Raw genomic sequence first — 26,566 nt, 5'->3', positions numbered from 1 at the left:
GGGAGGACACCATGACCGACGAAGACTTCCTCCGCCACCTGGACGATTACGGCGCTTCGCCGGAGCGCTGGCCGCCGGAGCTGCGCGCCGCGGCCGACGCCGCGCTCGCCCGCTCCCCCGCCCTGCGCGACGCGCTGGAGGACGCCCGGTCCTTCGACCGCCTGCTCGCCACCCCCGCCCCGCCGGTGGAGGACGCCCGCGTCGACCGACTGCTGGCCGCCGTCGGCAAGGCGGCGCGCGGCATGCCGCAGGACAGCATCGCGGTGTTGCTGCTCGGCCGGATGCCGCGGCGGACGGTTGCCGGCTTCTGCGTCGTCCTGCTCGCGCTCGGCTGGCTGACCGGAGGCTGGCTGAGCGGCCAGCTCGCCGGCCCCGCCCCCACCGCCCCGCGCAGCCAGGAGCTGGCCTTGCTGAATGACGAGGTCGTCACCCTGTTCGACGGAGACTCCCGATGAGCGGTTTCGCCGCCCCCCAGCCATCCGTCCTGACGAGGCTCCGCCAGCGGATCAGTCTGCGCACGCTGGCCCTGGCGTCGCTGGCGCTGAACCTGTTCCTCGGCGCCATGCTGGTGGCGACGATCCGCAACCCGCCGCCCCCGCCCTACCGGCCGATGCCCGACCGCTTCGTCGAGCATGTGGCGGCCGACCTGTCCGACGCCGACGCCGCCGTCCTGCGCGCCGCCTTCGAGCCGCTGCGCCCGCGCTACGACGCGCTGTCCCAGGAGTACCGCGACGCCGGGCAGCGGGTGCGCGCCCTGCTGCAGGCCGAGCCTGTGGATTTCGACTCCCTGCGCGCCGCGACCTCCGCCGCCCGCGCCAAGCGCCGCCAGATCGGCGAACTGACCGAGGAAACCGTGCTGTCCATCCTGCCAGACCTGTCGCCGGCCGGCCGGCTGCGGCTGGTCGGCGGGCCGGGGTCGGACAAGCCGCCCCATCCGCCCAAAAAATAGGCAAACCCACTCATCCACAGGCCGGATGGGCCGGCCGGAAGGGTGCGGATGATTCTGTTCGGAGATTGCGCACACATCTATCCACAGATTCTGTGGAGAAGAAAACCAGCGGAAATTTTATCCACACAAATTCACAAGTTATCATCCCCAAGTTTTATCGCCCGCCTTCCCATGGATCCTTGTATCCACCAGCGATCCGGCATATCCAAATAACGTGGATCAGCAAGATTGGTGGGGGATCGTCATGATCGGAGATCCGTTTCATCCAAAGAAGGCGACGATCTCTTTGCGCGTTGATCGCCGAATCAAAGATGTCGCCAAGAATTACGCACGTCAGCGGCAGACGCCTCTGGCCGAGGTCATGCGCGACCTCTTGGCCCGCTATGTCGCCGAATGCGCGCGGGAGAATGCCCAGGCGACCCCGGACCTGTTGAAGGACCGGCCGACGCAATATGTGGATTTCGCAAAGCTGGAAGGCCTGATGGGCCGTCAGGAGTAGACCCGCCCATCTTGAGCGGGCCGCTCCGGCCCCATACATCGACGGTGGACAAGCTGCCAGGGGAAGGAGCCCCGCCATGCCGCCCACCGCCCAAGCTTCAGGTCAGTCTTCCACAGGTCCCGGTTCTTTTTCCGCCGACAGCCTGCACATCGCCTGCCCGCATTGCGACACGCTGAACCGCGTGCCTCCGGCCCGTCTGGGCGGCGGCAAGTGCGGCCGCTGCGGCAACGCCCTGTTCGGAGGAAAGCCGGTGGCGCTCGACGCCCGCCGCTTCGCCGCCCATGCCGAGAAGAGCGACCTGCCGCTGCTGATCGACTTCTGGGCCGAGTGGTGCGGCCCCTGCCGCATGATGGCCCCCGTCTTCACCCAGGCCGCGGCCCAGCTGGAGCCCCGTGTCCGCCTCGCCAAGATCGACACCGAGGCCTCTCCCGACCTCGCCGCCCGCTTCGGCATCCGCAGCATCCCGTCCCTGGTCCTGGTCCATCACGGCCGCGAAATCGCCCGAACCGCCGGCGCCATGCCGCTGCCGGCCCTGGTGGCGTGGGTGCGTCAACAAATCCCCTCTCCCCGGGGGTGAGAGGGGGATAGCGCCCCCCTACGCCGCCCGCACCGTCGCGATGAAGGTCCCCACCTCCCGGCGCAGCCGCTCGGCCTCGACCGCCAGTTCTTGCGAGGTGCCGTGGACGCGGCCGGCGGCGTCGCCGGTCTCGTGAACGGCGGTGCTGACGCCGGCGATGTTGCTTGACACCTCCTCGGTGCCCTGCGCCGCCTGGGTGACGCTGGAGGCGATCTCGCGGGTGGCGGCGGCCTGTTCCTCGATGGCGGCGGCGATGGCGGTGGTGATCTCGCTCATGTGGCCGATGGTCTTGCCGATGCTGCCGATGGCCTTCTGGGCGCCGCCGGTGGTCTGCTGAATCTCCTGCACCTTGGACTGGATCTCGTCGGTGGCGCGCGCGGTCTGGCTGGCCAGCGCCTTCACCTCGCTGGCGACCACGGCAAAGCCCTTGCCGGCCTCGCCCGCCCGCGCCGCCTCGATGGTGGCGTTCAACGCCAGCAGGTTGGTCTGCGCGGCGATGCCGCTGATCAGTTCCACCACCGCGCCGATCTGTTCGGCGGCGGAGACCAGATCGCGCATGGTGCGGTCGGCGCCGTCGGCGTCGGCCACCGCCTGGGTGGCGATGCGCGTGGAGTTCTCCACCTGCTGGCCGATCTCGGAGATGGAGGCCGACAGTTCCTCCGTCGCGGTGGCGACGGTCTGCACATTGGCCGAAGCCTGTTCGGAGGCCGAGGCGACCAGCAGCGACCGCTCGCTCGCCTCCTGCGCGGTAGCGGTCAGTTCGGTCGCGGCGTCGCGCATGCCGGTGGCGGCATTGGCGACGGTGTCGACGATGCCCTTCACCGCGCTCTCGAAGCTGTCGGCCATCTGCATCATGGTCTGGCGGCGCTGGGCGGCGGCCTGCCGCTCGCTCTCCTCCTGCGCCTTGCGCATCCGATCCATCTCATAGGCGTTGGTCTTGAAGACCTGGAGCGCGCGGGCCAGCGCGCCGATCTCGTCCCGGCGCGCGTCGTCGGTGACGGCGATGCTCAGGTCGCCTTCGGCCAGACGGCCCATCGCCCGCGTGATGTTGCCCAGCGGCTTGGTGATCGCCCGCGAGATCGCCCAGGCCAGCAGCAGGCCGACCAGCAGGGCGGCGACCGTCACCACGGTGCCGCGCCCCTCGGCCGCCTTCACCTCGGCGGCGGCGCTGCTCTCCAGCTGCGACAGGAAATCGGCGGAATGCGAGCGGATCAGGCCGATCTTGTCGCCGATCTCCTTGCCGGCCTTGCCCAGAGTCTCGTTGTTCAGCGACTTCAGCTGGTCGCTCAGCGTTGCGATGCGGTCGATGCCGGCGCCATAGGCCGGAAGCTTGGCGACCGCGTCGGCCAGCTTGGCCTTCATCGGCCCGTCGGCCATGCCGTCGCGCAGCGCCGTGGCCTTCGCGATCACGTCGGCCAGATCCTTGCGGATGCGCGCCAGATCCTCCGCCTGGGTCTCCGCCACGAAGCGGGCGACCAGCACGCGGACCAGCAGATACTGCTCGCTGACGTCGGCGGCCTTCACCGTGCGGTCGAGATCGCCCAGGTCCTTCTCCGCCTTGACCGTCTCGCTCAGCGTGCGGCGGATGTCGGCGCCCAGCTTGTTCACCACCGACGCGACGATCGAGTCGCGCTCCGTCCGCGCGGCGACCAGTTGGTCGAAACCGCCGGTCAGCGTCTTCTGCAGGGTGGCGATCTCCTGCGCCGCCTGACGGTCGGTCGCGCTGGTCATGCGCGCGGTGGCGGCGTCCAGCTTCTTCGTGAACTTGTCCACATCGGCGCGGAAGCGGTCGGCCACCGCCGGAGACCCGCTGGACACGAACTCCTCCGCCGCCCCCAGGGCGTCGGCCATGTTGGTGTCCGCCTCCGCCACCGCCATGGCGACGTGCGACTGGCCGGCATAGCGGCGGAGCGCGTCGTCGCTCGATCTCAAGCCCGTCCAGGACACCGCCCCCAACCCGACCAGCAGCGCGAGCGTCACGCCGAAGCCGGTATAGATCTTGGTCGCCGTGCGCAGATTGGCGAAGGCGCCGGCTTTGGTCGGCTGGGCGGCGGTCTGCTGGCCTGGGTGGGTGGCGTTCATGGCTGGGGACCTCGTCTCTGACCCGCTACTGGCAAGCTTCCGATCTTTCGGGTGATCGGTTGTCAACGAGGTACCCTACAAGAACAATGCCAAAGGACCATTAACGCCGCGGTGTTTTTCTGCCCTGTGAAATCACCCTCTCTCCAATAGACCGCGCCCATTACCCCTTCGCAATTTGCCAAGATCATTGAGATCGCTTTGCATTTTGCCAAAGCTTGACCTTCGCAATTGCAAAAAATTATCCTTTAGTTATAGAACTGACCGCCATTCACCTCGATGGTCTGGCCGGTGATGTAACCCGCCAGCCGGTTGGAGGCGAGGAACAGGTAGGCGCCGACGCAATCCTCCGCCGTGCCCAGCCGCTTCAGCGGGATGCGCGCCGCGGTCTGCGCCAGCTTGTCGGCGGTCGAATAGCGCTGATGGAAATCGGTATCGATGGTGCCGGGCGACACCGCGTTGACGCGGATGCCGTGCGGCGCCAGCTCCGTCGCCAGCGAACGGGCGAGGCTTGCCTGGAATGCCTTGGCGGCGCTGTAGAGCGACGAGCCGGCGCTGCCGCCGGTGCGGCCGGAAATGGAGCCGGTGTTGACGATGGCCCCCTTCGACTCGATCAGCGCCGGCAGGGCGGCGCGGCTGGCGACGACCGCCGAGGCGGCGTTCAGATCGAACTGCCGCTGCAGGAAGTCGTCATCGATGTCGGCCAGCGCCACCCGGCCCAGCATGGTGCCGGCATTGTTGATCAGCACGTCCAGCCCGCCCAGCCGGTCCACCGCCTGTTCCACCAATGCACGGGTCTGCCCCTTGTCGGCGAAATCGCCGGCCAGCCCGACCACGCCGTTGCCCATCCCCGCCGCCACGGCCTCCACCGCCGTCCGGTCGCGGCCATGGATGGCGACGCGGGCGCCGAGCTGGGCAAAGGCCGCCGCCACCGCGGCGCCGATGCCGCGGCTGCTGCCGGTGACCAGCACCCGCTTGCCCCGGAACTCCTGGGCCAGCAGGTCGGCGGGCCAGCTGGTGGTGTCGGTTGCGGTCATGACGCGCTCTCTCCCCTGCTTGCCGGCCGATAATGTGTTCGGAATCGAAAGCCGGCATGATTGTTCGTGTTCCAATCCGATCATAAGGGGCGGCGCCCCGCCGTCAATTGCCGGGTCGTCCGCGCCTGCCGATTTGCGAGAATCCTGTCGTAGATGGCCGGCCTTCGGGCTATCAAGGCGGGATGAACACCGACCAAGACAAGACCGCCGCCGCGCAGCCCTTCGAGATTTTCCTGGTGGCCGCTCCCGGCCTGGAATCCGTGCTGTGCGCCGAGGCGCGCGAGCGCGGCTTCGCCAACCCCACCGCAGTGAAGGGCGGGGTGACGGTCACCGGCGGCTGGCCGGAGGTCTGGCGGGCCAATCTGGAGCTGCGCGGCGCCACCCGCGTGCTGGCGCGCATCGCCAGCTTCCGCGCCCTGCATCTGGCGCAGTTGGACAAGCGCGCCCGCCGGGTTCCCTGGGCCGAGATCCTGCGTGCCGACGTTCCGGTGCGGGTCGAGGCGTCCTGCAAGGCCTCGCGCATCTACCATGCCGGCGCCGCCGCCCAGCGCATCGAGCGCGCCATCGCCGAGGAACTCGGCGCCCCCATCGTCAAGGCCGCCCCCAAGCCGACCGGCAAGAAGCCCGCCAAGGATATGGAGGCAGAGGCGGAGGACACCCGCGCCGTCCAGATCAAGGCACGGATCGACGACGACCTCTGCACCATCAGCGTCGACAGCTCCGGCGAGTCGCTGCACAAACGCGGCCACAAGGAGGCGGTCAACAAGGCGCCGATGCGCGAGACGCTGGCCGCGCTGTTCCTGCGCCAGTGCGGCTATGACGGCCGCGAGCCCGTGGTGGACCCCATGTGCGGCTCCGGCACCTTCGTCATCGAGGCCGCCGAAATCGCCGCCGGCCTGAAGCCCGGCCGCTCCCGTCATTTCGCCTTCGAACAGCTCGCCAATTTCGACCCCGCCCTCTGGCAGAGCCTGCGCGCCGGCGGCACGCCCACCGCGCCCACCGTCCGCTTTTACGGCAGCGACCGCGACGCTGGCGCCATCGCCATGAGCCGCGCCAACGCCGAGCGTGCCGGCGTCTCCGCCTGGACCGAGTTCACCCACCACGCCATCAGCGACCTGACCCCACCCGAGGGTCCCCCCGGCCTCGTGATCGTCAACCCGCCCTACGGCGCCCGCATCGGCGAGGGCAAGTCCCTGATCCCGCTCTACCACGCCATGGGCCAGACGCTGAAAGCGCGGTTTGCAGGCTGGCGCGTGGGCATCATCACCAACGAAGCCGCTCTGGCGAAGGCGACGGAGCTGCCGTTCGGGGAAGACGGGGTGTCGGTGTCGAACGGGGGGATTCGGGTGACGCTGTATCAGACGGGGGTGTTGGGGTAGTCCCCCACCCTTTTTTGGTCGCCATTTTCAAAAGCGTGGAAACCCAAGTATTTCAATCTCTTAGTTATTGCCTTCCCAGGCTAATAGCTTTGCAAAGGTGGCATCACTCACGTTTCCAGCGAATGCGCCATCTCGTTAACCCTAAAAAATTGGTTCTCCAACAGCGAACTATGTTGACCAGAACGCAGCTCGGCATTATCTTCGCACTCAGTTGGTGACGTTAATGGAGATACGCCCATTCACTGAGTGAACCACATGGTTCACTCGCGGGAGATGTAAAAATCTCCTAACATCCTGCACGGGTGGTCCGGTGGCGCGGCAACGCGGCGGCGGTCGTCCGCAGGCGGCGCGGGGCCGGGGCACCGGCCCCGCGCCGGGTCAAGCTGGGTAAAGCCGTCGTTCCCACTTCTCGTTGGGGGCAGAAGCGTCTGCAGCCTCGCAGTCGTTTGCAACGAGAGGGAGAACTCTGCCATGTCGGTAGTTGATTCACGTACCAACCAGCGACGGCGGCGGCAGATCCTTACTCAGGTATTGCGCGTATTGTGCAACCCCTGGACGGCACGGTTTGTGATCGCAGTCGCGCGACTGATCGCGAAGGTGATCGAAAGCTTTGACGATAGGAACTGACGCCACCCAGCCTTGTTACCCTGGAAGGCATTCGAGGAGGTGACCGTGTTGAACGAAGCCTTGCGACTGCTCCGGGTCTTCCATGACTTGTCGCAGAAGGATTTGGCAGCAAAGCTCGGCGTGACGAAGTCGTATATCTCGGAGATTGAGGCAGGCAAGAAAACTCCTACGTTACAGCTACTTGAGCGATATGCTCAGGTATACAATATGCCTTTGTCTTCAATTATGTTCTTCGCCGAGAACATCGGCAAAGAAGGTGCGGCTGAAAGAGCACGCCAGTTTGTATCCGAAAAGGTCTTGCGGCTGATGGCATTCATTGCGGAGCGGTCGGGGAAGCAAGATGAAGACGAAGAAAATCAAAAATTATCCGCTTGACCAGTCTCCTTTATACAAGTTGACGACAAAGCGGAAGTTGGCTGAATTACTTTGCCTCCCCCTGGCAAGGCTGAAGAGAATCGCTACTCTTTCACCGAACATGTACAATGAGTGGACGCAAGAGAAGAAAAATGGGGATTTGCGTACGATCGAAGACCCAGCACGTCCACTCAAAATGGTTCAAAGTCGGATTGCAAAGATCCTTTCTTCAATATCAGCACCAGAATACTTACATTGCCCGGTCAAGGGAAAATCTTATATCTCGAACGCCGCTCAGCATATCGGCTCAAAACACATTAGGAATGTAGATATTAGTAACTATTTCCCTTCCACAAAGTCTAGAAGAGTTTATTGGTTCTTTCATAACATTCTGAAGTGCTCACCTGACGTAGCAGGCCTACTTACCACACTTACAACTTATAAAGGGCATTTGCCGTGCGGAAGCCCGTCAAGTTCCATATTAGCCTACTATGCCCATTACGATATGTGGCAGAACATTTATCAGATCGTCTCGGAAAGCGGCTGCAAACTTTCCGTGTATATGGATGATGTGACGGTTTCCGGAGGCGTGGTGACAGAGCGCGTCATGTTTCAGGTGCGCCGATGCATATACCGATCAGGTCTTCAGCCAAAGAAAGAAAAAGAAAGATGGTACCGCCGTGGCATTGGTATCGTTACGGGAATTGTTGTGCGCTCTGGTGGGCTTTCTGCTCCAAATGCAGCGCACCTAAAGCGATTTAAGCTACGTAACAAGTTAGCGACCTCATCTAATGACGAGGAAAGAATCACCTTGCAGAAAAGTCTTCGGGGAATAGATGGTCAACAGTCTCAGATCGACAAGTGGAATAGACGCTTAAATACTTCAACAAAAAGCGTGAGAGCAGATCTGCAATAGGATTCGATGCATATTACCTTATACACCAACTCTGCTCTTCACAGACTCTGTTGGAAACAGGAAAGGCAAAAGAAGATGGCGTCCCCGACGGGAGTCGAACCCGTGTCGCCGCCGTGAAAGGGCGGTGTCCTAGGCCTCTAGACGACGGGGACGGTGTACCTTCAACTCGTGCTCTGCACTCGCGCTCAAAAAACGCATCCAGCGCGTGGATGGCGTCCCCTAGGGGAGTCGAACCCCTGTTACCGCCGTGAGAGGGCGGTGTCCTAGGCCTCTAGACGAAGGGGACGTCTGGTCCCGATGCGCAACTCGCGGCGGTGGAGGCTGCCACCGGCCGCGCGACCCAACCTTGGAAGGTTGGCGTCCCCTAGGGGAGTCGAACCCCTGTTACCGCCGTGAGAGGGCGGTGTCCTAGGCCTCTAGACGAAGGGGACGTCATCGGCGTGGGCGGGTTTCTAACCAAGCCTGCCCCGCCGATCAAGCCTTTTCTTGCAGGCTGCGCAAAATAGCCAGCAAACCGTCCACCGCCGCCGCCGGCGTGTCGAACGCCGTCACGAAGCGTGCCGTGCCGTCGTCCCAGCGGTAGAAGCCGTAGCCGGCCCCCTCCAGCGCCTCGGCATAGGCATCCGGCAGCCGGACGAACAGCTCGTTCGCCTCCACCGGGTGGGCCAGCTCGACGCCCGGCAGCGCGGTCAGCCCGGCGGCCAGACGGTCGGCCATGGCGTTGGCGTGGGCGGCCAGGCGCAGCCACAGCCCGTCGTCCAGCCAGGCGTCCAACTGCGCCGACAGGAAGCGCATCTTCGACACCAGATGGCCGCCGCGCTTGCGGCCGAAGCCGAAATCCTCGGCCATCGCCGGGTTGAAGAACACCACCGCCTCGGCGGCGAGGCAGCCGCCCTTGGTGCCACCCAGCGTCAGCACGTCGACCCCGGCGCGCCACGTCACCTCGGCCGGGGCGCAGCCCAAACGGGCGATGGCGTTGGCGAAGCGGGCACCGTCCATGTGCACGGCCATGCCGTTGGAATGGGCGGTCTCGACCAGCGCCTCGACCTCCGCCGGGGTATAGACGGTGCCGGCCTCCGTCGCCTGGGTCAGGCTGAGGGCTGCGGGCTGGACGCGATGGACGACGCCGACGCCGGCCTTGGCGATGTGGCGCGACACGGCGTCGGGCGTCAGCTTGCCATGTTCGCCGGCCAGCGGGACCAGCTTGGCGCCGCCGGTGAAGAATTCCGGCGCGCCGCATTCGTCGGTGCCGATGTGCGCGTCCTCATGGCACAGCACGGCGCCATAGGGCGGCACCAGCGCCGACAGCGCCAGCGAGTTGGCGGCCGTGCCGGTGGCGACCGGGAAGACCGCGACCTCCGTCTCGAAGATCGCGCACAGCCGCTCGGTCACCCGCGCGGTCCAGGGATCGTTGCCGTAGGGGGAGGCGGTGCCGGCCGACGCCGCCGCCAGCGCCGTCATCACCTGCGGCGCGGCACCGGCGACATTGTCGCTGCGGAAATCATGCATGATCGCGAGACCTGTCTGTTACGGAGCGGCGGGGCCGACAATGACCGTCGCGGTGACGGCGCCGGTGCGCGGGTCGATCAGATAGAGGCGGTCCGGCCCCTGCGGCAGGGTCACCTTGAACAGCACGCGGTTGCCCGCCACCAGCATCTCGCCGATGCGGGCGCCGGCCGGGACGTCCAGCGTCACTTCGGCGGGGCGGTCGATCACGGTGGTCGTGGTGGCGGGTCCGGTCAGGGAAGCGCGGTTGGGGTCCGACATCCGCTTGTACAGCTCCACCCCCAGAAAGGTGAAGCCGGCGAGGATCAGAACGCCCATGATGACGACGAGTGCCTTGAGGATCTGCACGGTTTGGGGTCCACTCCCGGACGATTGAAACAGGACGCGATACGCAAAGCTTATGGCCGCCAACTCACCGGACGACAACACACCCGACGATCTGTCCGACGATTTCCTCGATCCGGACGATGACGCCGGCTCGCCCGCCTACGCCACTGCCCGGGCCCTCGCCTACACGATCCCCGACGAGGCGGCGGGCCAGCGGCTGGACAAGGCGTTGGCGGCGGGCCTGCCGGACCTGTCGCGGTCGCGCGTCCAGGCCCTGCTTGACCAGGGCTGCGTGCGCGGCGACGGCCGGACGATAACGGACGCGTCCCTGAGGGTCAAACCCGGCCAACGCTTCGAGGTCGATGTGCCGGGGGCGGAGGCCGCCGAACCGGTGGCGCAGGACATCCCGCTCGACGTGGTGTACGAGGACGCCGACGTGCTGGTGATCGACAAGCCGGCCGGGCTGGTGGTGCATCCCGCCGCCGGCAACCCGGACGGCACGCTGGTCAACGCCCTGCTGGCCCATTGCGGCGACAGCCTGTCCGGCATCGGCGGGGTGCGTCGGCCGGGCATCGTCCACCGGCTGGACAAGGACACCAGCGGCCTGATGGTGGTCGCCAAGAATGACCGCGCCCATCACGGCCTGTCTGACCAGTTCTCCGACCGGACGCTCAGCCGCACCTATCTGGCGCTGGTCTGGGGCGTGCCGAATCCGATTCAGGGCCGGATCGAGGGCAACATCGGCCGCAGCAGCGCCGACCGCAAGAAGATGGCGGTGGTGACCGGCGGCGGCAAACCGGCTGCCACCAAGTACCGCGTGGTCAAGAGCTTCGGCATGGCCGCCTCGCTGGTCGAATGCGTGCTGGAGACCGGGCGCACCCACCAGATCCGCGTTCATCTGACCCACATCGGCCATCCGCTGGTCGGCGACCCGCTCTATGGCCGCGGCCGGTCGGGGCGGCCGGGGGGCAAATTCGCCTCGCTTCTGCCGGAACCGGTTCGGGGCAGCCTTGTTGGGTTTCCGCGACAGGCGCTGCACGCCGCGGCGCTGACCTTCCGTCATCCGGTCAGTGGCGAAATCGTGGCATTCCGCTCCCCAATTCCGGCGGATATTCATGAACTAATTGTCACCTTGGAGTCGCTTTAAAACGGTACACCGGGAAATCTTTCTTGGATAGACTCCCGGTCAATGGCGAGGTTCCGCCGCCCGCTCATTGCGAGGGGCCTTTGGAACCCGCGCTGAAGAATGGCCGCATGCCCATGAATTCCTTCTCATGGGTATACCGGCCGTCAGGAGAGGGGTTTGGTCATGGCGACGGCATCCAATCTTCCGGCCATCGGGTCCGAGAGCAATCTGTCCCGCTATCTCCAGGAGATCCGCAAGTTCCCGATGCTGGAGCCGGAGCGGGAATACATGCTGGCCAAGAGCTGGCAGCAGCATGAGGATTCCGGCGCCGCCCACCAGCTGGTCACCAGCCACCTGCGTCTGGTGGCCAAGATCGCCATGGGCTATCGCGGCTACGGCCTGCCTTTGTCGGAGCTGATCTCCGAAGGCAATGTCGGCATGATGCAGGCGGTGAAGCGCTTCGACCCCGACCGCGGCTTCCGGCTGGCGACCTACGCCATGTGGTGGATTCGCGCGGCGATCCAGGAATACATCCTGCACAGCTGGTCGCTGGTGAAGATGGGCACGACGGCGGCCCAGAAGAAGCTGTTCTTCAACCTGCGCCGGCTGAAGGGCCAGATGCAGGCGATCGAGGAAGGCGACCTGTCGCCCGAACAGGTCCAGGCCATCGCCACCAAGCTGGACGTGCCCGAACAGGACGTCGTCAACATGAACCGGCGCCTTGCCAGCCCCGACCATTCGCTGAACGCGCCGCTGCGGGCGGAGAGCGAGGGCGAATGGCAGGATTTCCTGGTCGACGAGACCGCCAGCCAGGAAATCACGCTGGCCGACCGCGAGGAGTTGGGCAAGCGCCGCAAGCTGCTGGCGAACGCCATGACCGCGCTGAACGACCGCGAACGCGACATCCTGACCGAACGCCGCCTGCGCGAGGCGCCGACGACGCTGGAGGATCTGTCGCAGAAATACGGCATCAGCCGCGAGCGCGTCCGCCAGATCGAGGTCCGCGCCTTTGAAAAGCTGCAGAAGGCGATCAAGGCCGCCGCGGTCGAACAGAAGATGGAGACGGAGGCGTAAGGGAAAGCCCGACCGCCGCCACAGCGTTATGACCAGAACCAAGCAGGACGGCGAGGTTTCCCTCGCCACGGTCGCGCCCGGCGATCTGCCGGCCTTCAAAAGCGATATGGAGGCGTCCTTCGCGGTCGCCGTCATCGAGGAGTTCGGGTGCCTTCCCGACGATTCGATTCCACGCGGCAGCGATCTCGACGAGTCGATGAACGCGCCGGGCACCGAGCTTCTGCATATTCTTTGCGATGGCCAAAGGGTCGGCGGCGCCGTCGTCGTGATCGACGAGACGACGCAGCGCAATTCGTTGGACCTGTTCTTCCTGTCGCCGGCGCAGCATGGCCGGGGATTGGGCTTCAAAGCGTGGATGGCGATCGAGCGGCGCTATCCCGGAACGCTGGTCTGGCAGACCCACACGCCCTATTTCGAGAAGCGCAACATCCACTTCTACGTCAACAAGTGCGGCTTCAAGATCGTCGAGTTCTTCGGGGCCCGTCACCCGGATCCGCATTGGCCCGGCCCGTCCGGCCTGCCCGGCGGCGGCGAGATGTTCCGCTTCGAGAAGGTGATGCGATAGCGGCGGCCAAGCGGTGACGGACCCGGCCCTCACGCCTTGACGTAGACCCAGGCCTCCGCCCCCGACGTCAACCGGACCATGACGCGCCTGTAATCCGCGACCTCGTACGAATCGGCAGCCGCCAGTTCTTCCGCGGTGATCTCGAACAGGGTGCCGGCGACCTCGTCGGCCGGATCGCCGCTTTCGCTGACCACGGGGTGGAAGCGCTTGCCGCTGGTGCGGATCACCTCCGGATCGGTGATCTCCAGCATGTCGCGGCGGTATCCCGGCATGGCGTCCGGCCGCCCGGCCAGCAGCCGGCCGAAGGACGCCATCTGCACATTCTCCTGCTGCAGGGTGCCGTAGGAGAACAGAAGGACCGTGTCCTCAGCCATCGCCATCCCTCCTTACCTCCGCCCCGACGCGCAGCAGGTTGCCGTCCGGGTCGATGTGGGCGAACTCGCGCAGGCCATAGGGCGTGTCGGACACCGCCGTCAGCCGACCGCCGACCCTCGCGGCCTTCCAAGCCGCATGCAGCGCGTCGGCGTCGCTGACATAGAGATAGCAGGCGACGACCGAGCGTTCGGGATCCAGATCCGGAACCCGCGTCAGATGCAGGCTCACCCCATTCCAATCCAAGAACCCATAGACCGGGTCCGCGGCGGCCTCGTCGTAGGCGGTCACCGTGAAGCCGAGGCTCCGGTAATGGTCGAGTGCCGCACGCACATCCCGGACCGGCAGGATCGGTGCCACCCGCTCGAACTGGACGGTCATTTCAGCCTCACACCAGGATCGAGCCTTCGAGATACAGCACCGCCTGCCCGCCGATCTTCACCCGGTCGCCGGCCAGTTCGCACAGCAGGTCGCCGCCGCGGGCCGAGACCTGCCGCGCCGTCAGCACCGTCTTGCCCAGCCGCTCCGCCCAATAGGGGGTCAGCATGCAGTGGGTGGAGCCGGTGACCGGGTCCTCCGGAATGCCCTGGGCCGGGGCGAACAGCCGCGACACGAAATCGATCCCACCGTCTCCCGGCGCGGTGACGCAGACCGCGAACAGGTCCAGCTTCGACAGCAGCGCCATGTCCGGCGCCAGCGCCCGCACCGCGTCGGCCGACTCGTAGACCACCAGATAGTCGCGCCCGCTCAGCACCGCGGCCGGGGCCGGGCCGCCCAGCGCCGCCAGCAGGTTGGGATCGACGCGCTCCGCCGGCTTGGCCGGACGGTTGGGGAAGTCCAGCGTGTAGCGGTCGCCGTCGCGGGTGACGGTCAGCGTGCCAGCCTGCCGGGTGGCGAAGTCCATGCGCCCGCGGCCCGGTTCCAGGATGGTGGAGATGACGAAGGCGGTCGCCAGCGTGGCATGGCCGCACAGATCGACCTCCACCGCCGGGGTGAACCAGCGCAACTCATAACCGTCGCCGCTGCGGATGAAATAGGCGGTCTCCGCCAGATTGTTCTCCGCCGCGATGGCCTGCAGCTGCGCATCGGGCAGCCAGGACTCCAGCGGCACGACCGCCGCCGGATTGCCGGCGAAGACGCGGTCGGTGAAGGCATCGACCTGATAGATGGGCAGGCGCATGGCTTTCCCGGTCATGGGATGGATCCCTTACGTCTTGGGGGAGTTTGAACAACGAAGCGTCATCGCCCTCTCCCGCCCCGGGAGAGGGAGGGGACCCGCGCCGTCAGGCGTGGGGAGGGTGAGGGGTAGGGCAAGACTCCAGAACCGCATGGCTCCTTGAGTCACCCCTCACCCTTCCCATGCTGCGCATGGGCCCCTTCCCTCTCCCGGGACGGGAGAGGGAGTTTAGCCCGCCACCAACGCGGCGAAGCGGGCGAGGTCGACGTTGCCGCCGGTGACGACGATGCCGACGCGCTTGCCCCGCACGTCGATCTTGCCGGACAGAACCGCCGCCGCCGCGAGGCAGCCGGTCGGCTCGACCAGCATCTTCATCCGGCTGGCGAAGAAGCGCATGGCGTCGACCAGCTGGTCGTCGGTGACGGTGTCGATGTCGTCGACCAGACGCTGCATCACCGGGAAGGTCAGCTGGCCGACGTTGCGGCTCTGGGCGCCGTCGGCGATGGTCTTCGGCGGTTCGATGCGGACGATGTTGCCGCTGCGCAGGCTCTGCTGGGCGTCGTTGCCGGCCTCCGGCTCGATGCCGATCACTCGGCAGCCGGGGTTCAGCGTCTTCGCCGCCACCGCGCAGCCGGCCAGCAGCCCGCCGCCGCTGGTCGGCACCACCAGCAGGTCAAGCGGTGCCCCGCCGCCCGCCAGAACCTCCTCGATCAGCTCCTTGGCGACGGTGCCCTGCCCGGCCATCACATGCGGGTGGTCGAAGGGCGGGATGAAGATGCCGCCCCGCTCTTCCAGCACCCGGGCGACGGCGGCGTCGGGCGGCTCGGCATAGCGGTCGTACAGCACCACGTCGGCGCCATAGCCGCGGGTGGCCGCCAGCTTGGACGCCGGGGCGTCCTGCGGCATGACGATGGTGGCCTTCACCCGCAGCATCGATGCCGCCAGCGCGATGGCCTGGGCGTGGTTGCCGGACGAATAGGCGACGACGCCGACCGCGCGCTGAACGGGCGTGAAGCGGGCGATGGCGTTGTAGGCGCCGCGAATCTTGAAGGCGCCGGTGCGCTGGAAATTCTCGCACTTGAACAGCAGCTCGCCGCCGGTCAGCGTGTCGGCGGTGCGGCTGGTCAGCACCGGTGTGCGGTGGGCGACGCCGGCGATCCGCTCCGCCGCCCCGGCCACGTCATCGTAGGAGATGGCGAGACCGGCAGTGTCGATCCTGCTGTCGGCCCCGCTGCTGGTGATCGTATCGGGCATGGCGGCGGTGCTCCCCCCGGTGTGTTATTCCAGATCGGTGAACAGGAAGGCCTGTTCGTGCCGCTTCAGTCCGGCCTGCTCGTAGAAGCTGATGGCCTTGGGCGCCGACAGCAGCAGGCACATGGTGCCCGGCCCCATCGCGTCGCGGGTGCGGCGCATCAGCTCCTTGCCGATGCCGCGCCCCTGCAGGGCGCGGTCGACGGCAAGGTCGGACAGGTAGCAGCAATAGACGAAGTCGGTGATCGACCGGGCGACGCCGACCAGCCGGCCCTGCTCCCTTGCGGTGACGATCAGGCCGGCGTTGCGCAGCATCGCCTCCACCCGCGGGCGGTCGCCCACGGGCCGGCGTTCCGCCAGCCCGGAGCGTTCCAGAACGTCAATGAACGCGTCGGCGCTCAGGTCCGGTTCGACCGCGTATTCGATTTGTACGGATTTGTCGGCCATCGTCTCATCCCCGCCAGAACGGCTTCGACACCTCCCGCTCCACTTCGGACCGGCTGACGCCGATGTCCTTCAGCTGATGGTCGTCGAGCCTCATCAGTGCATGACGTTGTTTGCGCCGTTCCATCGCGGAAAACAACACGTCGAGCAGCCACCAGAGCGAGCGTGAGGCGACACGGGTGACGCGGTCGGCGGCCGGGACGGCGCCCGGGGCTGCCGTGTACGGGCCGGAACTGCGGGTCACATCGGTGTGGCGCATCGGATCCTCCATCATCTGGCGCACAACGCTCGAACAATCGAGACAATCAGGATTATGAAGACGTAATCGGCGGGGTCAAACGGAACATTGTCACCATTACATTTCCGATGTCGGATGTATCTTTTCGGCCACAGCCACAACCACCACCTTCGACGGACTGGAAAAACCCTTGCGATACGAAGGATTGCGCCATTCTTCCCGGAAATGGTTCGGCCCGGCGGATGGTTTGCGAGACAAGTGGAGGGCCGGCCGGCCGATTGTCATGGTAGCATTGTGCCGGTCGCGTGGCCCGCCGCGCCGGCTGGTCCGGCCATCCCTCCGCCATATGACCGGCCGCGCCATTGCGCCCGGCCCCGCCGCCGCCCTATGCTGATATATCACTCAAGATCTTATCGGGAGAACGCCATGCAGCCGCCCTACCTTGCCGCCGACGGGCGATACGAGGGCATGAGCTATCGCCGCACCGGCCGCAGCGGCCTGGACCTGCCGGCCATTTCGCTGGGGCTTTGGCAGAATTTCGGCGGCACCGACGTGTTCGCCACCGGGCGCGCCGTGCTGCGCCGGGCCTTCGACCGCGGCGTCACCCATTTCGACCTCGCCAACAACTACGGCCCGCCGCCGGGTTCGGCGGAGGAGAATTTCGGCCGCATCCTCGCCACCGATTTCCGCCCCTACCGCGACCAGATGGTCATCTCGACCAAGGCCGGTTACGAGATGTGGCCCGGCCCCTACGGCAACTGGGGCTCCCGCAAATATCTGGTCTCCAGCCTGGACCAGAGCCTGAAGCGGATGGGTCTCGATTATGTCGACATCTTCTATTCGCACCGCGTCGATCCCCGAACCCCGCTGGAGGAGACGATGGGTGCGCTCGACCACATCGTCCGCCAGGGCAAGGCGCTCTATGTCGGCATCTCCTCCTACTCGCCGGAGATGACGCGGCGGGCGGCCGGCATCCTGAAGGACCTCGGCACCCCCTGCCTGATCCACCAGCCGTCCTACTCGATGCTGAACCGCTGGGTGGAAGGCGGGCTGCTGGAGACGCTGGAGGACCTCGGCATGGGCTGCATCGCCTTCTCGCCGCTGGCGCAGGGCATGCTGACCAACAAATACCTGGGCGGCCAACCTGCGGACGCCCGTGCCGCCAAGGGCGGGACCCTGCGCGCCAACTTCCTGTCGCATGAGAACCTGGAGCGCATCCGCGCACTCGACGCCATCGCCCAGCGGCGCGGCCAGACGCTGGCGCAGATGGCCATCGCCTGGGTCCTGCGCGATCCGCGCGTGACCTCCGCCCTGATCGGCGCGCGGAACGTCGAGCAGCTCGACAATTCGCTGGACGCACTGAACAACCTGTCCTTCAGCCCGGAGGAGCTGGCGGAGATCGACACCCACGCCGTCGCCGACGCCGGCATCAACCTGTGGAGCGCCTCCTCCTCGGCCGAAGCCGGCTGAACATCACCGCCTGAGAAGAAGGGTGGGAGGGCTGGCCCCGGCCGCCCTCCCCCACCCTGTCAGACCATCTCAGCCCGCCTGCCCGGCCGCCAGACGCCCCAGAATCGCCGCATGGCTGCGGATGCCGTTGCGCAGGCATTTCAGCTCGAACTTCTCGTTCGGCGAATGGATGCGGTCGTCGTCCAGCCCGAAGCCGACCAGGATGGTGTCCAACCCCAGATGCTCGCGGAACCAGCCGACGATGGGGATCGACCCGCCGCCGCCGATCAGCACGCCGTCGCGCCCCGTCGCCTCCTTCAGCCCGCCGCGCACCGCCTGCATCCACGGCGTGTCGGTCGGCACCTCGATCCCCGGCGACGAACTGAAGCTGCGGAAGCTGACCGTGCAGTCCGCCGGCAGCCGCTCCTCGAAGAAGCGCCGGACCGACGCCTCCACCGCCGCCGGGTCCTGGCCGGGCACCAGGCGGCAGCTCAGCTTGCACGATGCCTTGGCCGGGATGACCGTCTTCGATCCCTCGCCGGTATAGCCGCCCCAGATGCCGTTGATGTCGCAGGTCGGCCGGGTCCAGATGCGCTCCAGCAGCGTCCGCCCCGCCTCGCCATGGCTGCGCGTCAGGCCGAGCGCGCCCAGGAACTGCGCCTCGTCCAGCGGCAGGCCGCGGATCTGCGCCCGCAGCTCGTCCGGCAGCTCGCGCACGCCGTCATAGAAGCCGTCGAAGCGCACCCGCCCGTCGGCATCGTGGATCTGGCCCAGGATGCCGCTCAGCACGTTCAGCGGGTTGGGCACGGCGCCGCCGAACAGGCCGGAATGCAGGTCGTGGCTCGGGCCCGTGACGGTCGCTTCCAGATAGAGCAGGCCGCGCAGCCGCGTGGTGATCGCCGGGGTGTCGACGTCCCAGGCATTGGTATCGGTGACCAGACAGAAGTCGGCCTGCAGCTCGTCCGCATGCTCCGTCAGGAAGCGCGGCAGCGACGGGCTGCCGGTCTCCTCCTCGCCCTCCAGCAGCACGGTGGCGCGGATCGGGATGGAGCCGTGGACGGCATGCCAAGCCTCGAAGGCCTCCATGAAGGTCATGGTCTGGCCCTTGTCGTCGGCGGCCCCGCGGGCGACGACGCGGCGGCCCCGCTCGGCCTCGACGATCACCGGATCGAAGGGAGGGCTGTTCCACAGCTCCATCGGGTCGGCGGGCTGCACGTCGTAATGCCCGTAATAGAGCACATGCGGCGTCTCCGCCCCCTGCGGCCCCGGATGATGGGCGACCAGGATGGGATGGCCCGGCGTGTCATGGATGGTGACGCTGAACCCCATCGCCGTCAGCCTGTCGGCACACCAGCGCGCCGCGCGCCGGACCTCGCCGGCATAGGCGGGATCGGTGCTGACCGAGGGAATGCGCAGCAGCTCGCAAAGCCGGCCGACCGACTCTTCGAAGGATTCGTCCACCTTGCGCAGAACGGCATCGACAGGAAGCATGACAGCCCTCTTCTTGTTGACCACGCGATCCACCCGTTCCCCTCTCCACGGGGGAGAGGGGAACCACTCACCCTCCAAGCCCCAGCAATCTGCCCAAAATCGGCTGCCCCACCGCCGCCCCCAGCGCGAAGCCGGCGAGCAGCCCGATCAGCAGACCCACAAGCCCCGCCCCCATCCCGCCGCCCGACCGTGCCCCATTGCGTTCCGCCTGCCGCGCCCCGTTGCCCCCGCCGCCCGGCTCTTCGCCCTCGTCGATCGACGACGCGCGACGCGCGCTGTAGGAGGTGTCGGTCGCCTCGTGCCACGCCTGGATGCGCTCCAGCGCCGGCTTCAGCTGGGCGTCGTCGGGCGCGCTGCCGCGGCCATGGACGATTTCCCAGGCCAGCGCCGCGAACCGGGCCGTCGTCCGCCCGTCCGGCGTGAAGATCGTTGCCGGCATCCGGCGGTAGGTCGCCTTTACCACGTCCACGTCATAGGGGAAGGCGGTACGGAACATCTGCTCCGGGAACTCGTTGCGCAGCTGGGTCAGCGATTCACGCCCGACCTCGTCGTTGGTGATCGACAGCATCAGGATGCCGGCCAGCGCCAGGCTGGGGTTCAGCCCGTTCTGGATATGCTCCACCACCTGCAGGGTGCGCCGCAGCCCGTCCAGCGCATAGCGGCCCGGAAACACCGGCACGATCAGCCGGTCCGACGCCGCCAGCGCGCCGGCCGCCAGATGGCCCAGTGCCGGCGGGCAGTCGATGACGACATAGTCCGGCGGGTTGCGCGAGAAGTGCAGAGCCTTGCGCAGCCCCCGCTGCGAGCCGCCGCGGCTGTCCAGCGCATGTTCCAGCGAATAGAGCTTGCGCGCGCCGACGATCATCGACAGCCCGTCGAACGCGGTCGGGGTGATGGCGTCCTCGACGAAGGTTTCCTTGCGCAGCAGGTCGTTGATGCCGACCTTGGCCTTGTCGCGCAGCAGGAAGTTGCTGGTGGCGCTGCTCTGCGGGTCGAAATCGATCAGCACGACGCTCTTGCCCAGCGCCGCCAGCGCCAGCGCGAGGTTCACCGAGGTGGTCGTTTTGCCGACGCCGCCCTTCTGGTTGTAGACCGACAAAATGGTCGGCTGCCGTGTCTCTGGCGTGTCGAAGACGTCATCGTGGCTGGTCATGTCCATTCCGCTTCGCCGTTTCTGCGGCTGTCCCCCGCCCCGCACCCTTTGTCCTGGACCAGGGTTTCCCGTGGCTGGAGCGCGGGCGCACTATAAGCGCCGGACGCGTCCAAGTCTCCCCACACGTTCGGGGGTTGCGGACGGCCATCGGGGGGCGCTTGCCGCATTCCTGCACAACCGATGCGCAAAGTTTCGGGTCGCCTCGAAGGGCCGCACAGGTCCACATGGTGACAAACAATCCCGAGGGAGGACAATAGGATGACCACCGAACTTCAGCACCTGATCGGCGGCAAGCTGGTTTCCGGAACGTCGGGGCGGTTCGCCGACGTCTACTCCCCGATGACCGGCGAGGTGCGCGCCCGCGTCCCGCTGGCGAGCGTGGAGGAGATGCGCGCCGCGGTCGAGAATGCCAAGGAGGCGCAGCGCGGCTGGGCCGCCACCAACCCGCAACGCCGCGCCCGCGTGCTGATGCGCTTCCTCGACCTCGTCCAGCGCGACTATGACGAGCTGGCGCTGCTGCTGTCGCTGGAGCATGGCAAGACCATCATCGACGCCAAGGGCGACATCCAGCGCGGGCTGGAGGTGGTGGAGTTCGCCTGCGGCATCCCGCACCTGCTGAAGGGCGAGTTCACCGACGGCGCCGGCCCCGGCATCGACATCTATTCGATGCGCCAGCCGCTGGGCGTCGTCGCCGGCATCACGCCGTTCAACTTCCCGGCGATGATCCCGATGTGGAAGTTCGCCCCGGCCATCGCCTGCGGCAACGCCTTCATCCTGAAGCCGTCGGAGCGCACGCCGGGCGTGCCGGTCAAGCTGGCCGAACTGATGCTGGAAGCCGGCCTGCCGCCGGGCATCCTCAACGTCGTCCATGGCGACAAGGTGGCGGTCGATGCCATCCTCGACGACCGCGACATCAAGGCGGTGGGCTTCGTCGGCTCCACCCCGATCGCCGAATACATCTACAACCGCGGCTGCGCGGCGGGTAAGCGCGTGCAGTGCTTCGGCGGCGCCAAGAACCACGCGCTGGTGATGCCGGACGCCGACCTTGACCAGGCGACCGACGCGCTGATCGGCGCCGGCTACGGTGCGGCGGGCGAGCGCTGCATGGCGATCTCCGTCGTCGTGCCGGTCGGCAAGAAGACCGCCGACGCCCTGATGGACCGCCTGATCCCGCGGGTGGAAGGCCTGAAGGTCGGCCCCTCGACCGACAGCAGCGCCGATTTCGGCCCGCTGGTGACGCGCGAGCATCTGGAGCGCGTGAAGTCCTACGTCGATCTCGGCGTCAAGGAAGGCGCCAAGCTGGCGGTCGACGGCCGCGAGTTCAGCATGCAGGGCTACGAGAACGGCTTCTACATGGGCGGCTGCCTGTTCGACGAGGTGAAGCCGGACATGCGCATCTACAAGGAGGAGATCTTCGGCCCGGTCCTCTCCGTCGTCCGTGCCGATAGCTACGAAGAGGCGCTGGCCCTGCCGAACGACCACGAGTACGGCAACGGCGTGGCGATCTTCACCCGCGACGGCGACGCCGCCCGCGACTTCGCGTCCCGCGTCGATGTCGGCATGGTCGGCATCAACGTTCCGATCCCGGTTCCGCTCGCCTACTACACCTTCGGCGGCTGGAAGCGCTCGGGCTTCGGCGACCTGAACCAGCACGGACCGGATTCGGTGCGCTTCTACACCAAGACCAAGACCGTCACCTCCCGCTGGCCCTCGGGCGTCAAGGAAGGCGCCAGCTTCGTCATTCCGACCATGGATTGATGAGGTATCCTTCCCTCTCCCGCCCCGGGAGAGGGAGGGGACCCACGAAGTGGGGAGGGTGAGGGGGACACCGAGAATCAAGAACCGCATGGCTCCTCGGATCCCCCCTCACCCTTCCCACCGCTTCGCGGCGGGCCCCTTCCCTCTCCCGGGACGGGAGAGGGGAACTTCGAGGAGGTGACGCATGTCCTTTGAACTGACCGAAGACCAGGTCGCCATCCGCGACATGGCGTTGTCCTTCGCCAGCGACGAGCTGGCGCCGAACGCCGTCGAGTGGGACCAGAAGAAGCATTTCCCCGTCGACACGCTGCGCGCCGCTGGCGAACTCGGCATGGGCGGCATCTATGTGTCGGAGGACCATGGCGGGTCGGCGCTCAGCCGCTTCGACGCCGTGGTGATCTTCGAGGCGCTGAGCCAGGGCTGCCCGACCATCGCCTCCTACATCTCCATCCACAACATGGTGGCGGGGATGGTGGACAATTTCGGCAATGCCGAGCAGAAGGCTTATTGGCTGCCGAAGCTCTGCACCATGGAATGGCTCGCCAGCTATTGCCTGACGGAGGCCAACGCCGGTTCCGACGCCGCGGCCCTGCGCACCAGGGCGGTCCGCGACGGCGACGGCTACGTCCTGAACGGTGCCAAGCAGTTCATCTCCGGCGCCGGCAGTTCCGACCTCTACCTCGTCATGGCCCGCACCGGCGAGGACGGCCCCGGCGGCATCAGCGCCTTCCTGGTCCCCAAGGACACCCCCGGCCTCTCCTTCGGCGCCAACGAGCACAAGATGGGCTGGAACGCCCAGCCGACCCGCGCGGTCATCATGGAGGACGCCCGCGTCCCCGCATCCGCCCTGCTGGGTCAGGAGGGGATGGGCTTCAAGTTCGCCATGAAGGGTCTGGACGGCGGCCGCATCAACATTGCCGCCTGCTCCATCGGCGGCGCCCAGGCCGCGCTCGACAAGGCGCTGACCTACATGAGCGAGCGAAAGGCCTTCGGCCAGTCGCTCGACCGCTTCCAGGCCCTGCAGTTCCGCATCGCCGACATGGCGACGGAGCTGGAGGCCGCCCGCACCTTCGTCCACCGCGCCGCCTCGGCGCTGGATGCGAAGAGCGAGGACGCCACCCGCCTCTGCGCGATGGCGAAGCGGTTTGCCACCGACACCGGCTTCGAGGTGGCGAACAACGCCCTGCAGCTGTTCGGCGGCTACGGTTATCTGGCCGATTACGGCGTGGAGAAGATCGTCCGCGATCTGCGTGTCCACCAGATCCTGGAAGGCACCAACGAGATCATGCGCCTGATCGTCTCGCGCAGCGAGATCAGGCGGATGGCGTAACGAGGATTGTTTCCCTCTCCCGCCCCGGGAGAGGGAAGGGGCCCATGCGGAGCATGGGAAGGGTGAGGGGCAGCGCAAGAATTCCGAACCGCATGGTTACTTGCATTCCCCCTCACCCTCCCCGCCTCCGGCGGGTCCCCTCCCTCTCCCGGGGCGGGAGAGGGCGATATAAAAACCAAAGCAACGGGAGACGCGACGATGGCGGTGATCGGTTTCATCGGATTGGGCAACATGGGCGGCCCGATGGCCGCGAACCTCGTGAAGGCGGGGCATCAGGTGGTGGGCTACGACCTCGTGCCGGCCGCCATCGACGCGGCCAAGGCGGCCGGCGTCACCATCGGCGAATCGCCCGCGGCCATCGCCGCGGCGGCGGAGGTGGTCATCACCATGCTGCCAGGCGGCCGCCATGTGCTGGGCGTCTATGGCGACATCGTGCCGGTGTCCCGGCCGGGCACGCTGCTGATCGACTGCTCGACCATCGACGTCGATTCCGCCCGCAAGGCGCACGCCCTGGCGGCGGAGCAAGGCGCCGCCTCGCTCGACGCGCCGGTGTCGGGCGGCGTCGGCGGTGCGTCGGCCGGCACGCTGACCTTCATGGCCGGCGGCGAAGCCGACGCCTTCGAGCGCGCCCGCCCGATCCTGGAAGCCATGGGCAAGAAGATCGTCCATTGCGGCGGCGCCGGTGCCGGTCAGGCGGCGAAGATCTGCAACAACATGATCCTCGGCATCTCGATGATCGGCGTCTGCGAGGCCTTCGTCCTGGCGGAAAAGCTCGGCCTGTCGCATCAGGCGCTGTTCGACGTGTCGTCCACCTCCTCGGGCCAGTGCTGGTCGCTGACCAGCTATTGCCCGGTCCCCGGCCCGGTGCCGGCCAGCCCGGCCAACCGCGACTACCAGCCCGGTTTCGCGGCGGCGCTGATGCTGAAGGACCTGAAGCTGGCCCAGGAAGCGGCGCAGAGCGCCGGCGCCCCCACCCCGCTGGGCGCGGCGGCGGCGCAGCTCTACGCCATGATGAACGCGCAAGGCGAAGGCGGCACCGACTTCTCCGGCATCATCCGCATGCTGCGCGGCGAAGGGTAATCAGGCTGCGGCCAATCAAATGGTCGGCGGGGGCAGGAACAGCGCCTGCTCCCGCCGCACCAGATCGGCGATATAGTCGGCGGTCATCGAAATCCGCGCCAGCGAGCGCAGATCCTCATGCACGATCAGCCAGAAGGACCGGGTGATCGTCACCTCCTCCGGCAAGACCTGCACCAAATCCGGCTCGCCGGCCGCGATGAAGGCCGGCAGCATGCACAGCCCCGCCCCCGCCAGCGTCGCCTTCAGCTGGGCGACGAGGCTGCTGCTCTTGATCCGCGGCGCCACCTCCCCGATCGTCTCGACATAGTCCAGCTCGGGCGCGAAGATCAGGTCGTCGATGTAGCCGATGAAGGAATGGCCGCGCAGGTCGGCGCGGCTGCGGATCGGTGGCCGCGCCTCCAGATAGGCGGAGGTGCCGTACAGACCCAGCCGGTAATCGGTCAGTTTCCGCGCATAGAGCCGCCCTTCCTGCGGGCGCGACAGGCTGATGGCGATGTCGGCCTCGCGCTTGGACAGGCTGAAGACGCGCGGCATGGCGACCAGCTGCACCTCCAGCTCCGGATGGCGTTCGCAGAGCGCCCCGATCCGCGGCGCCAGGAAACAGCTGCCGAAGCCGTCCGGCGCCCCGATCCTGACCGCGCCGGCGAGCGCCAGATCGCCGTCGGCGACCATCCCCTGCGCCAGCAGCGCCGCGCTCTCCATCACCTCCGCCGTCTGTTTCAACCGCTCGCCCTGCGGCGTCAGGGTAAAGCCGCTGGGCCGGCGCTCGAACAGGGTGACGCGCAGCGCATCCTCCAGCGCGGTGATGCGGCGGCTGACCGTGGTGTGATCGGCACGCAGGCGCTGGGCCGCCGTGGTCAGCGTGCCGGCCCGGGCCACCGCCAGGAAAAAGCGCAGGTCGTTCCAGTTGAAATCGGCCATGTCGCCGGCGCCGCCGTCCATTCTCGCTGGGGAAACAGGGGCCGAACTGTCCCACCAACCCGCCCGCCTGACAAGAGCGCCAACCCACCCCTGCGACAAAGCCGCACCCCGCGCCAGAATTCGGGGCCAGCCCCACCGCCGAAAGAGCCCGCCCGGAAGGAGTACCGCGTCTCCCGGACACCGCCCCCATTTCGCGCGGACGAACAGGCGCGCTGATGCGTTTATCTGTTGAGAGACGCGAGCGCGATGATCGAAAGGGCGGAGGATGCCGGGCGAGGGTCGGACGACGACCGGAAGCGGGATGGTGATGGCGGCGGCACTCGCGGCCCTGCTTGCCGCCCTTTGCGCAAATTCCGTAGCGGGACCGGCTGCCGCGGAACCGCTGCTGTATGCGCCGGAGACCGCCAGCCCCCTGCCCGCCCCCGCTCCTCCGGAACCGGTGGCGTCCGCCCCGGCAAAGCCGGTCGCGGTGGCCATACAGGCGCCGAAGCGGCCGCAGACCGACGCCCTCGACTGCTGGATTCTCGATCCCAACCGCCTGGAGCGGGCGGCCGACAGCGGCCTGTGCAACGACGCCTTCGCCAGTGCACCGGAAACCGCCGCTTTACCGGATGGCCCTCCCCCGCCGGCGGTCACGCCGCTGCGCAAGCCGAAGGTCCCCAAGCGTCATACCCGCAGCGCCAGCCGCCGATCCAGCCACAGCGAGGCCCACGAGACGACGGCCTCCGCCGCGCGGGCGTCCCGCAATGGCGGCAGCGTCGATTTCTTCGGCAATTTCCAGCGCGACTTCGGCGCGCTGACCGACCTGCTGAGCGGCGGCTCCTCCCCCGGCCGCAGCGGCAGCCGGAACGGCATCGCCCCCCATTCGTCGCACGGCCACTGAAGCC

28 protein-coding genes and 3 tRNA genes are annotated in these 26,566 nt (G+C 67.1%); 15 read left to right on the top strand and 16 right to left on the bottom strand.

The genetic code is table 11. The features are described from left to right. The first annotated feature begins 11 nt into the window (after nt 1-11). The 4 genes from B9N97_RS32770 (at nt 12) to trxC (ending at nt 2,025) form a co-directional block, all read left to right on the top strand. Nucleotides 12-455, top strand: coding sequence for a hypothetical protein (locus B9N97_RS32770; protein ID WP_244561058.1), 444 nt, complete (start codon nt 12-14; stop codon nt 453-455). Further along, nucleotides 452-949, top strand: a complete 498-nt coding sequence (locus B9N97_RS32765) for a periplasmic heavy metal sensor (RefSeq protein WP_085092012.1) — start codon at nt 452-454, stop codon at nt 947-949. The genes B9N97_RS32770 and B9N97_RS32765 overlap by 4 nt, the downstream gene beginning before the upstream one ends. Nucleotides 950-1,193: 244 nt before the next feature. Continuing rightward, entirely contained in the window at nt 1,194-1,448 is a 255-nt protein-coding gene (locus B9N97_RS32760; protein WP_244561057.1) for a hypothetical protein, read from the top strand. Between the two features lie 76 nt (nt 1,449-1,524). After that, a complete protein-coding gene (trxC, locus tag B9N97_RS32755; protein WP_085092010.1) occupies nt 1,525-2,025 on the top strand; it encodes a thioredoxin TrxC in 501 nt (166 codons plus the stop codon). An 18-nt stretch (nt 2,026-2,043) separates the two neighbouring features. Here trxC and B9N97_RS32750 read toward each other — a convergent pair whose 3' ends face one another. Both B9N97_RS32750 and B9N97_RS32745 read right to left on the bottom strand, forming a co-directional pair. Next, the gene (locus B9N97_RS32750) at nt 2,044-4,107 is read right to left on the bottom strand and encodes a methyl-accepting chemotaxis protein (RefSeq protein ID WP_085092009.1); all 2,064 of its coding nucleotides are present in this window, start codon (nt 4,105-4,107) and stop codon (nt 2,044-2,046) included. Nucleotides 4,108-4,352: 245 nt separating this feature from the next. After that, nucleotides 4,353-5,141, bottom strand: coding sequence for an SDR family NAD(P)-dependent oxidoreductase (locus B9N97_RS32745; RefSeq protein WP_085092008.1), 789 nt, complete (start codon nt 5,139-5,141; stop codon nt 4,353-4,355). 182 nt (nt 5,142-5,323) lie between these two features. Here B9N97_RS32745 and B9N97_RS32740 point away from each other — a divergent pair, with 182 nt between their 5' ends. The 3 genes from B9N97_RS32740 (at nt 5,324) to B9N97_RS32730 (ending at nt 8,417) form a co-directional block, all read left to right on the top strand. After that, nucleotides 5,324-6,520 (top strand): THUMP domain-containing class I SAM-dependent RNA methyltransferase, encoded by a 1,197-nt coding sequence (locus B9N97_RS32740; protein ID WP_085092007.1) that lies wholly within the window; start codon nt 5,324-5,326, stop codon nt 6,518-6,520. Nucleotides 6,521-7,192: 672 nt separating this feature from the next. Next, nucleotides 7,193-7,522, top strand: a complete 330-nt coding sequence (locus B9N97_RS32735) for a helix-turn-helix transcriptional regulator (RefSeq protein ID WP_085092343.1) — start codon at nt 7,193-7,195, stop codon at nt 7,520-7,522. Further along, nucleotides 7,488-8,417 carry a reverse transcriptase family protein gene (locus tag B9N97_RS32730; protein ID WP_085092006.1) on the top strand — a complete coding sequence of 310 codons (930 nt, stop codon included), beginning with the start codon at nt 7,488-7,490 and terminating at the stop codon, nt 8,415-8,417. Before B9N97_RS32735 ends, B9N97_RS32730 begins: the two co-directional genes overlap by 35 nt. Nucleotides 8,418-8,493: 76 nt before the next feature. Here the strand turns inward: B9N97_RS32730 and B9N97_RS32725 are convergent. The 5 genes from B9N97_RS32725 to B9N97_RS32705 all read right to left on the bottom strand — a co-directional run bounded on the left by B9N97_RS32725 (nt 8,494) and on the right by B9N97_RS32705 (nt 10,271). Beyond that, nucleotides 8,494-8,569, bottom strand: a tRNA-Glu gene (locus tag B9N97_RS32725). Between the two features lie 58 nt (nt 8,570-8,627). After that, nucleotides 8,628-8,703, bottom strand: a tRNA-Glu gene (locus B9N97_RS32720). A 69-nt stretch (nt 8,704-8,772) separates the two neighbouring features. Then, nucleotides 8,773-8,848, bottom strand: a tRNA-Glu gene (locus B9N97_RS32715). 43 nt (nt 8,849-8,891) lie between these two features. Next, complete coding sequence (locus tag B9N97_RS32710) at nt 8,892-9,926, bottom strand: threonine aldolase family protein (RefSeq protein WP_085092005.1); 1,035 nt, start codon at nt 9,924-9,926, stop codon at nt 8,892-8,894. A gap of 18 nt (nt 9,927-9,944) precedes the next feature. Further along, entirely contained in the window at nt 9,945-10,271 is a 327-nt protein-coding gene (locus B9N97_RS32705; protein WP_085092004.1) for a hypothetical protein, read from the bottom strand. Nucleotides 10,272-10,323: 52 nt separating this feature from the next. Here B9N97_RS32705 and B9N97_RS32700 point away from each other — a divergent pair, with 52 nt between their 5' ends. From B9N97_RS32700 to B9N97_RS32690, 3 genes are all read left to right on the top strand, one after another. Beyond that, complete coding sequence (locus tag B9N97_RS32700; RefSeq protein WP_085092003.1) at nt 10,324-11,397, top strand: RluA family pseudouridine synthase; 1,074 nt, start codon at nt 10,324-10,326, stop codon at nt 11,395-11,397. Between the two features lie 162 nt (nt 11,398-11,559). Further along, the gene (gene rpoH / locus B9N97_RS32695) at nt 11,560-12,450 is read left to right on the top strand and encodes an RNA polymerase sigma factor RpoH (protein ID WP_085092002.1); all 891 of its coding nucleotides are present in this window, start codon (nt 11,560-11,562) and stop codon (nt 12,448-12,450) included. 28 nt (nt 12,451-12,478) lie between these two features. Further along, nucleotides 12,479-13,015 (top strand): GNAT family N-acetyltransferase, encoded by a 537-nt coding sequence (locus tag B9N97_RS32690; RefSeq protein WP_085092001.1) that lies wholly within the window; start codon nt 12,479-12,481, stop codon nt 13,013-13,015. A 29-nt stretch (nt 13,016-13,044) separates the two neighbouring features. Here the strand turns inward: B9N97_RS32690 and B9N97_RS32685 are convergent, their stop codons facing one another. The 6 genes from B9N97_RS32685 to B9N97_RS32660 all read right to left on the bottom strand — a co-directional run bounded on the left by B9N97_RS32685 (nt 13,045) and on the right by B9N97_RS32660 (nt 16,518). Then, complete coding sequence (locus B9N97_RS32685) at nt 13,045-13,389, bottom strand: gamma-glutamylcyclotransferase family protein (RefSeq protein WP_085092000.1); 345 nt, start codon at nt 13,387-13,389, stop codon at nt 13,045-13,047. Further along, entirely contained in the window at nt 13,382-13,768 is a 387-nt protein-coding gene (locus B9N97_RS32680) for a bleomycin resistance protein (protein ID WP_085091999.1), read from the bottom strand. The genes B9N97_RS32685 and B9N97_RS32680 overlap by 8 nt, the downstream gene beginning before the upstream one ends. 7 nt (nt 13,769-13,775) lie before the next feature. Continuing rightward, complete coding sequence (locus tag B9N97_RS32675; protein ID WP_244561056.1) at nt 13,776-14,582, bottom strand: PhzF family phenazine biosynthesis protein; 807 nt, start codon at nt 14,580-14,582, stop codon at nt 13,776-13,778. Between the two features lie 210 nt (nt 14,583-14,792). Beyond that, entirely contained in the window at nt 14,793-15,818 is a 1,026-nt protein-coding gene (locus B9N97_RS32670; protein WP_085091997.1) for a threo-3-hydroxy-L-aspartate ammonia-lyase, read from the bottom strand. 24 nt (nt 15,819-15,842) lie between these two features. Beyond that, nucleotides 15,843-16,262 carry a GNAT family N-acetyltransferase gene (locus B9N97_RS32665; RefSeq protein WP_085091996.1) on the bottom strand — a complete coding sequence of 140 codons (420 nt, stop codon included), beginning with the start codon at nt 16,260-16,262 and terminating at the stop codon, nt 15,843-15,845. Between the two features lie 4 nt (nt 16,263-16,266). Continuing rightward, nucleotides 16,267-16,518, bottom strand: coding sequence for a DUF1127 domain-containing protein (locus B9N97_RS32660; protein ID WP_244561055.1), 252 nt, complete (start codon nt 16,516-16,518; stop codon nt 16,267-16,269). Between the two features lie 405 nt (nt 16,519-16,923). Between B9N97_RS32660 and mgrA the strand changes: the two genes are divergently transcribed. After that, nucleotides 16,924-17,967, top strand: coding sequence for an L-glyceraldehyde 3-phosphate reductase (mgrA, locus tag B9N97_RS32655; protein ID WP_085091995.1), 1,044 nt, complete (start codon nt 16,924-16,926; stop codon nt 17,965-17,967). Nucleotides 17,968-18,036: 69 nt separating this feature from the next. Here the strand turns inward: mgrA and B9N97_RS32650 are convergent, their stop codons facing one another. Beyond that, entirely contained in the window at nt 18,037-19,437 is a 1,401-nt protein-coding gene (locus tag B9N97_RS32650) for a M20/M25/M40 family metallo-hydrolase (protein WP_085092341.1), read from the bottom strand. A gap of 67 nt (nt 19,438-19,504) precedes the next feature. Continuing rightward, entirely contained in the window at nt 19,505-20,590 is a 1,086-nt protein-coding gene (locus tag B9N97_RS32645) for a ParA family protein (protein ID WP_280174807.1), read from the bottom strand. A gap of 258 nt (nt 20,591-20,848) precedes the next feature. Here B9N97_RS32645 and B9N97_RS32640 point away from each other — a divergent pair, with 258 nt between their 5' ends. The 3 genes from B9N97_RS32640 (at nt 20,849) to mmsB (ending at nt 24,758) form a co-directional block, all read left to right on the top strand. Then, nucleotides 20,849-22,348, top strand: coding sequence for a CoA-acylating methylmalonate-semialdehyde dehydrogenase (locus B9N97_RS32640; protein ID WP_085091993.1), 1,500 nt, complete (start codon nt 20,849-20,851; stop codon nt 22,346-22,348). A gap of 184 nt (nt 22,349-22,532) precedes the next feature. Continuing rightward, a complete protein-coding gene (locus tag B9N97_RS32635; protein WP_085091992.1) occupies nt 22,533-23,678 on the top strand; it encodes an isobutyryl-CoA dehydrogenase in 1,146 nt (381 codons plus the stop codon). 198 nt (nt 23,679-23,876) lie between these two features. Further along, on the top strand, nt 23,877-24,758 hold the full coding sequence (mmsB, locus tag B9N97_RS32625; protein WP_085091990.1) for a 3-hydroxyisobutyrate dehydrogenase: 882 nt from the start codon (nt 23,877-23,879) through the stop codon (nt 24,756-24,758). 15 nt (nt 24,759-24,773) lie between these two features. On the opposite strand, the gene B9N97_RS32620 is transcribed toward mmsB, so the two are convergent. Further along, nucleotides 24,774-25,679: a LysR family transcriptional regulator gene (locus tag B9N97_RS32620; protein ID WP_085092340.1), complete on the bottom strand. Its 906-nt coding sequence runs from the start codon at nt 25,677-25,679 to the stop codon at nt 24,774-24,776. Nucleotides 25,680-25,986: 307 nt separating this feature from the next. On the opposite strand from B9N97_RS32620, the gene B9N97_RS32615 reads away from it, so the two are divergent. After that, nucleotides 25,987-26,562, top strand: a complete 576-nt coding sequence (locus tag B9N97_RS32615) for a hypothetical protein (RefSeq protein ID WP_244561054.1) — start codon at nt 25,987-25,989, stop codon at nt 26,560-26,562. Nucleotides 26,563-26,566: the final 4 nt, after the last annotated feature.

The sequence above is a fragment of the Azospirillum oryzae genome, assembly GCF_900177515.1.
GTDB classification, from domain to species: Bacteria; Pseudomonadota; Alphaproteobacteria; order Azospirillales; family Azospirillaceae; genus Azospirillum; species Azospirillum oryzae_A.
This window is presented reverse-complemented; position numbering and strand designations above follow the sequence as displayed.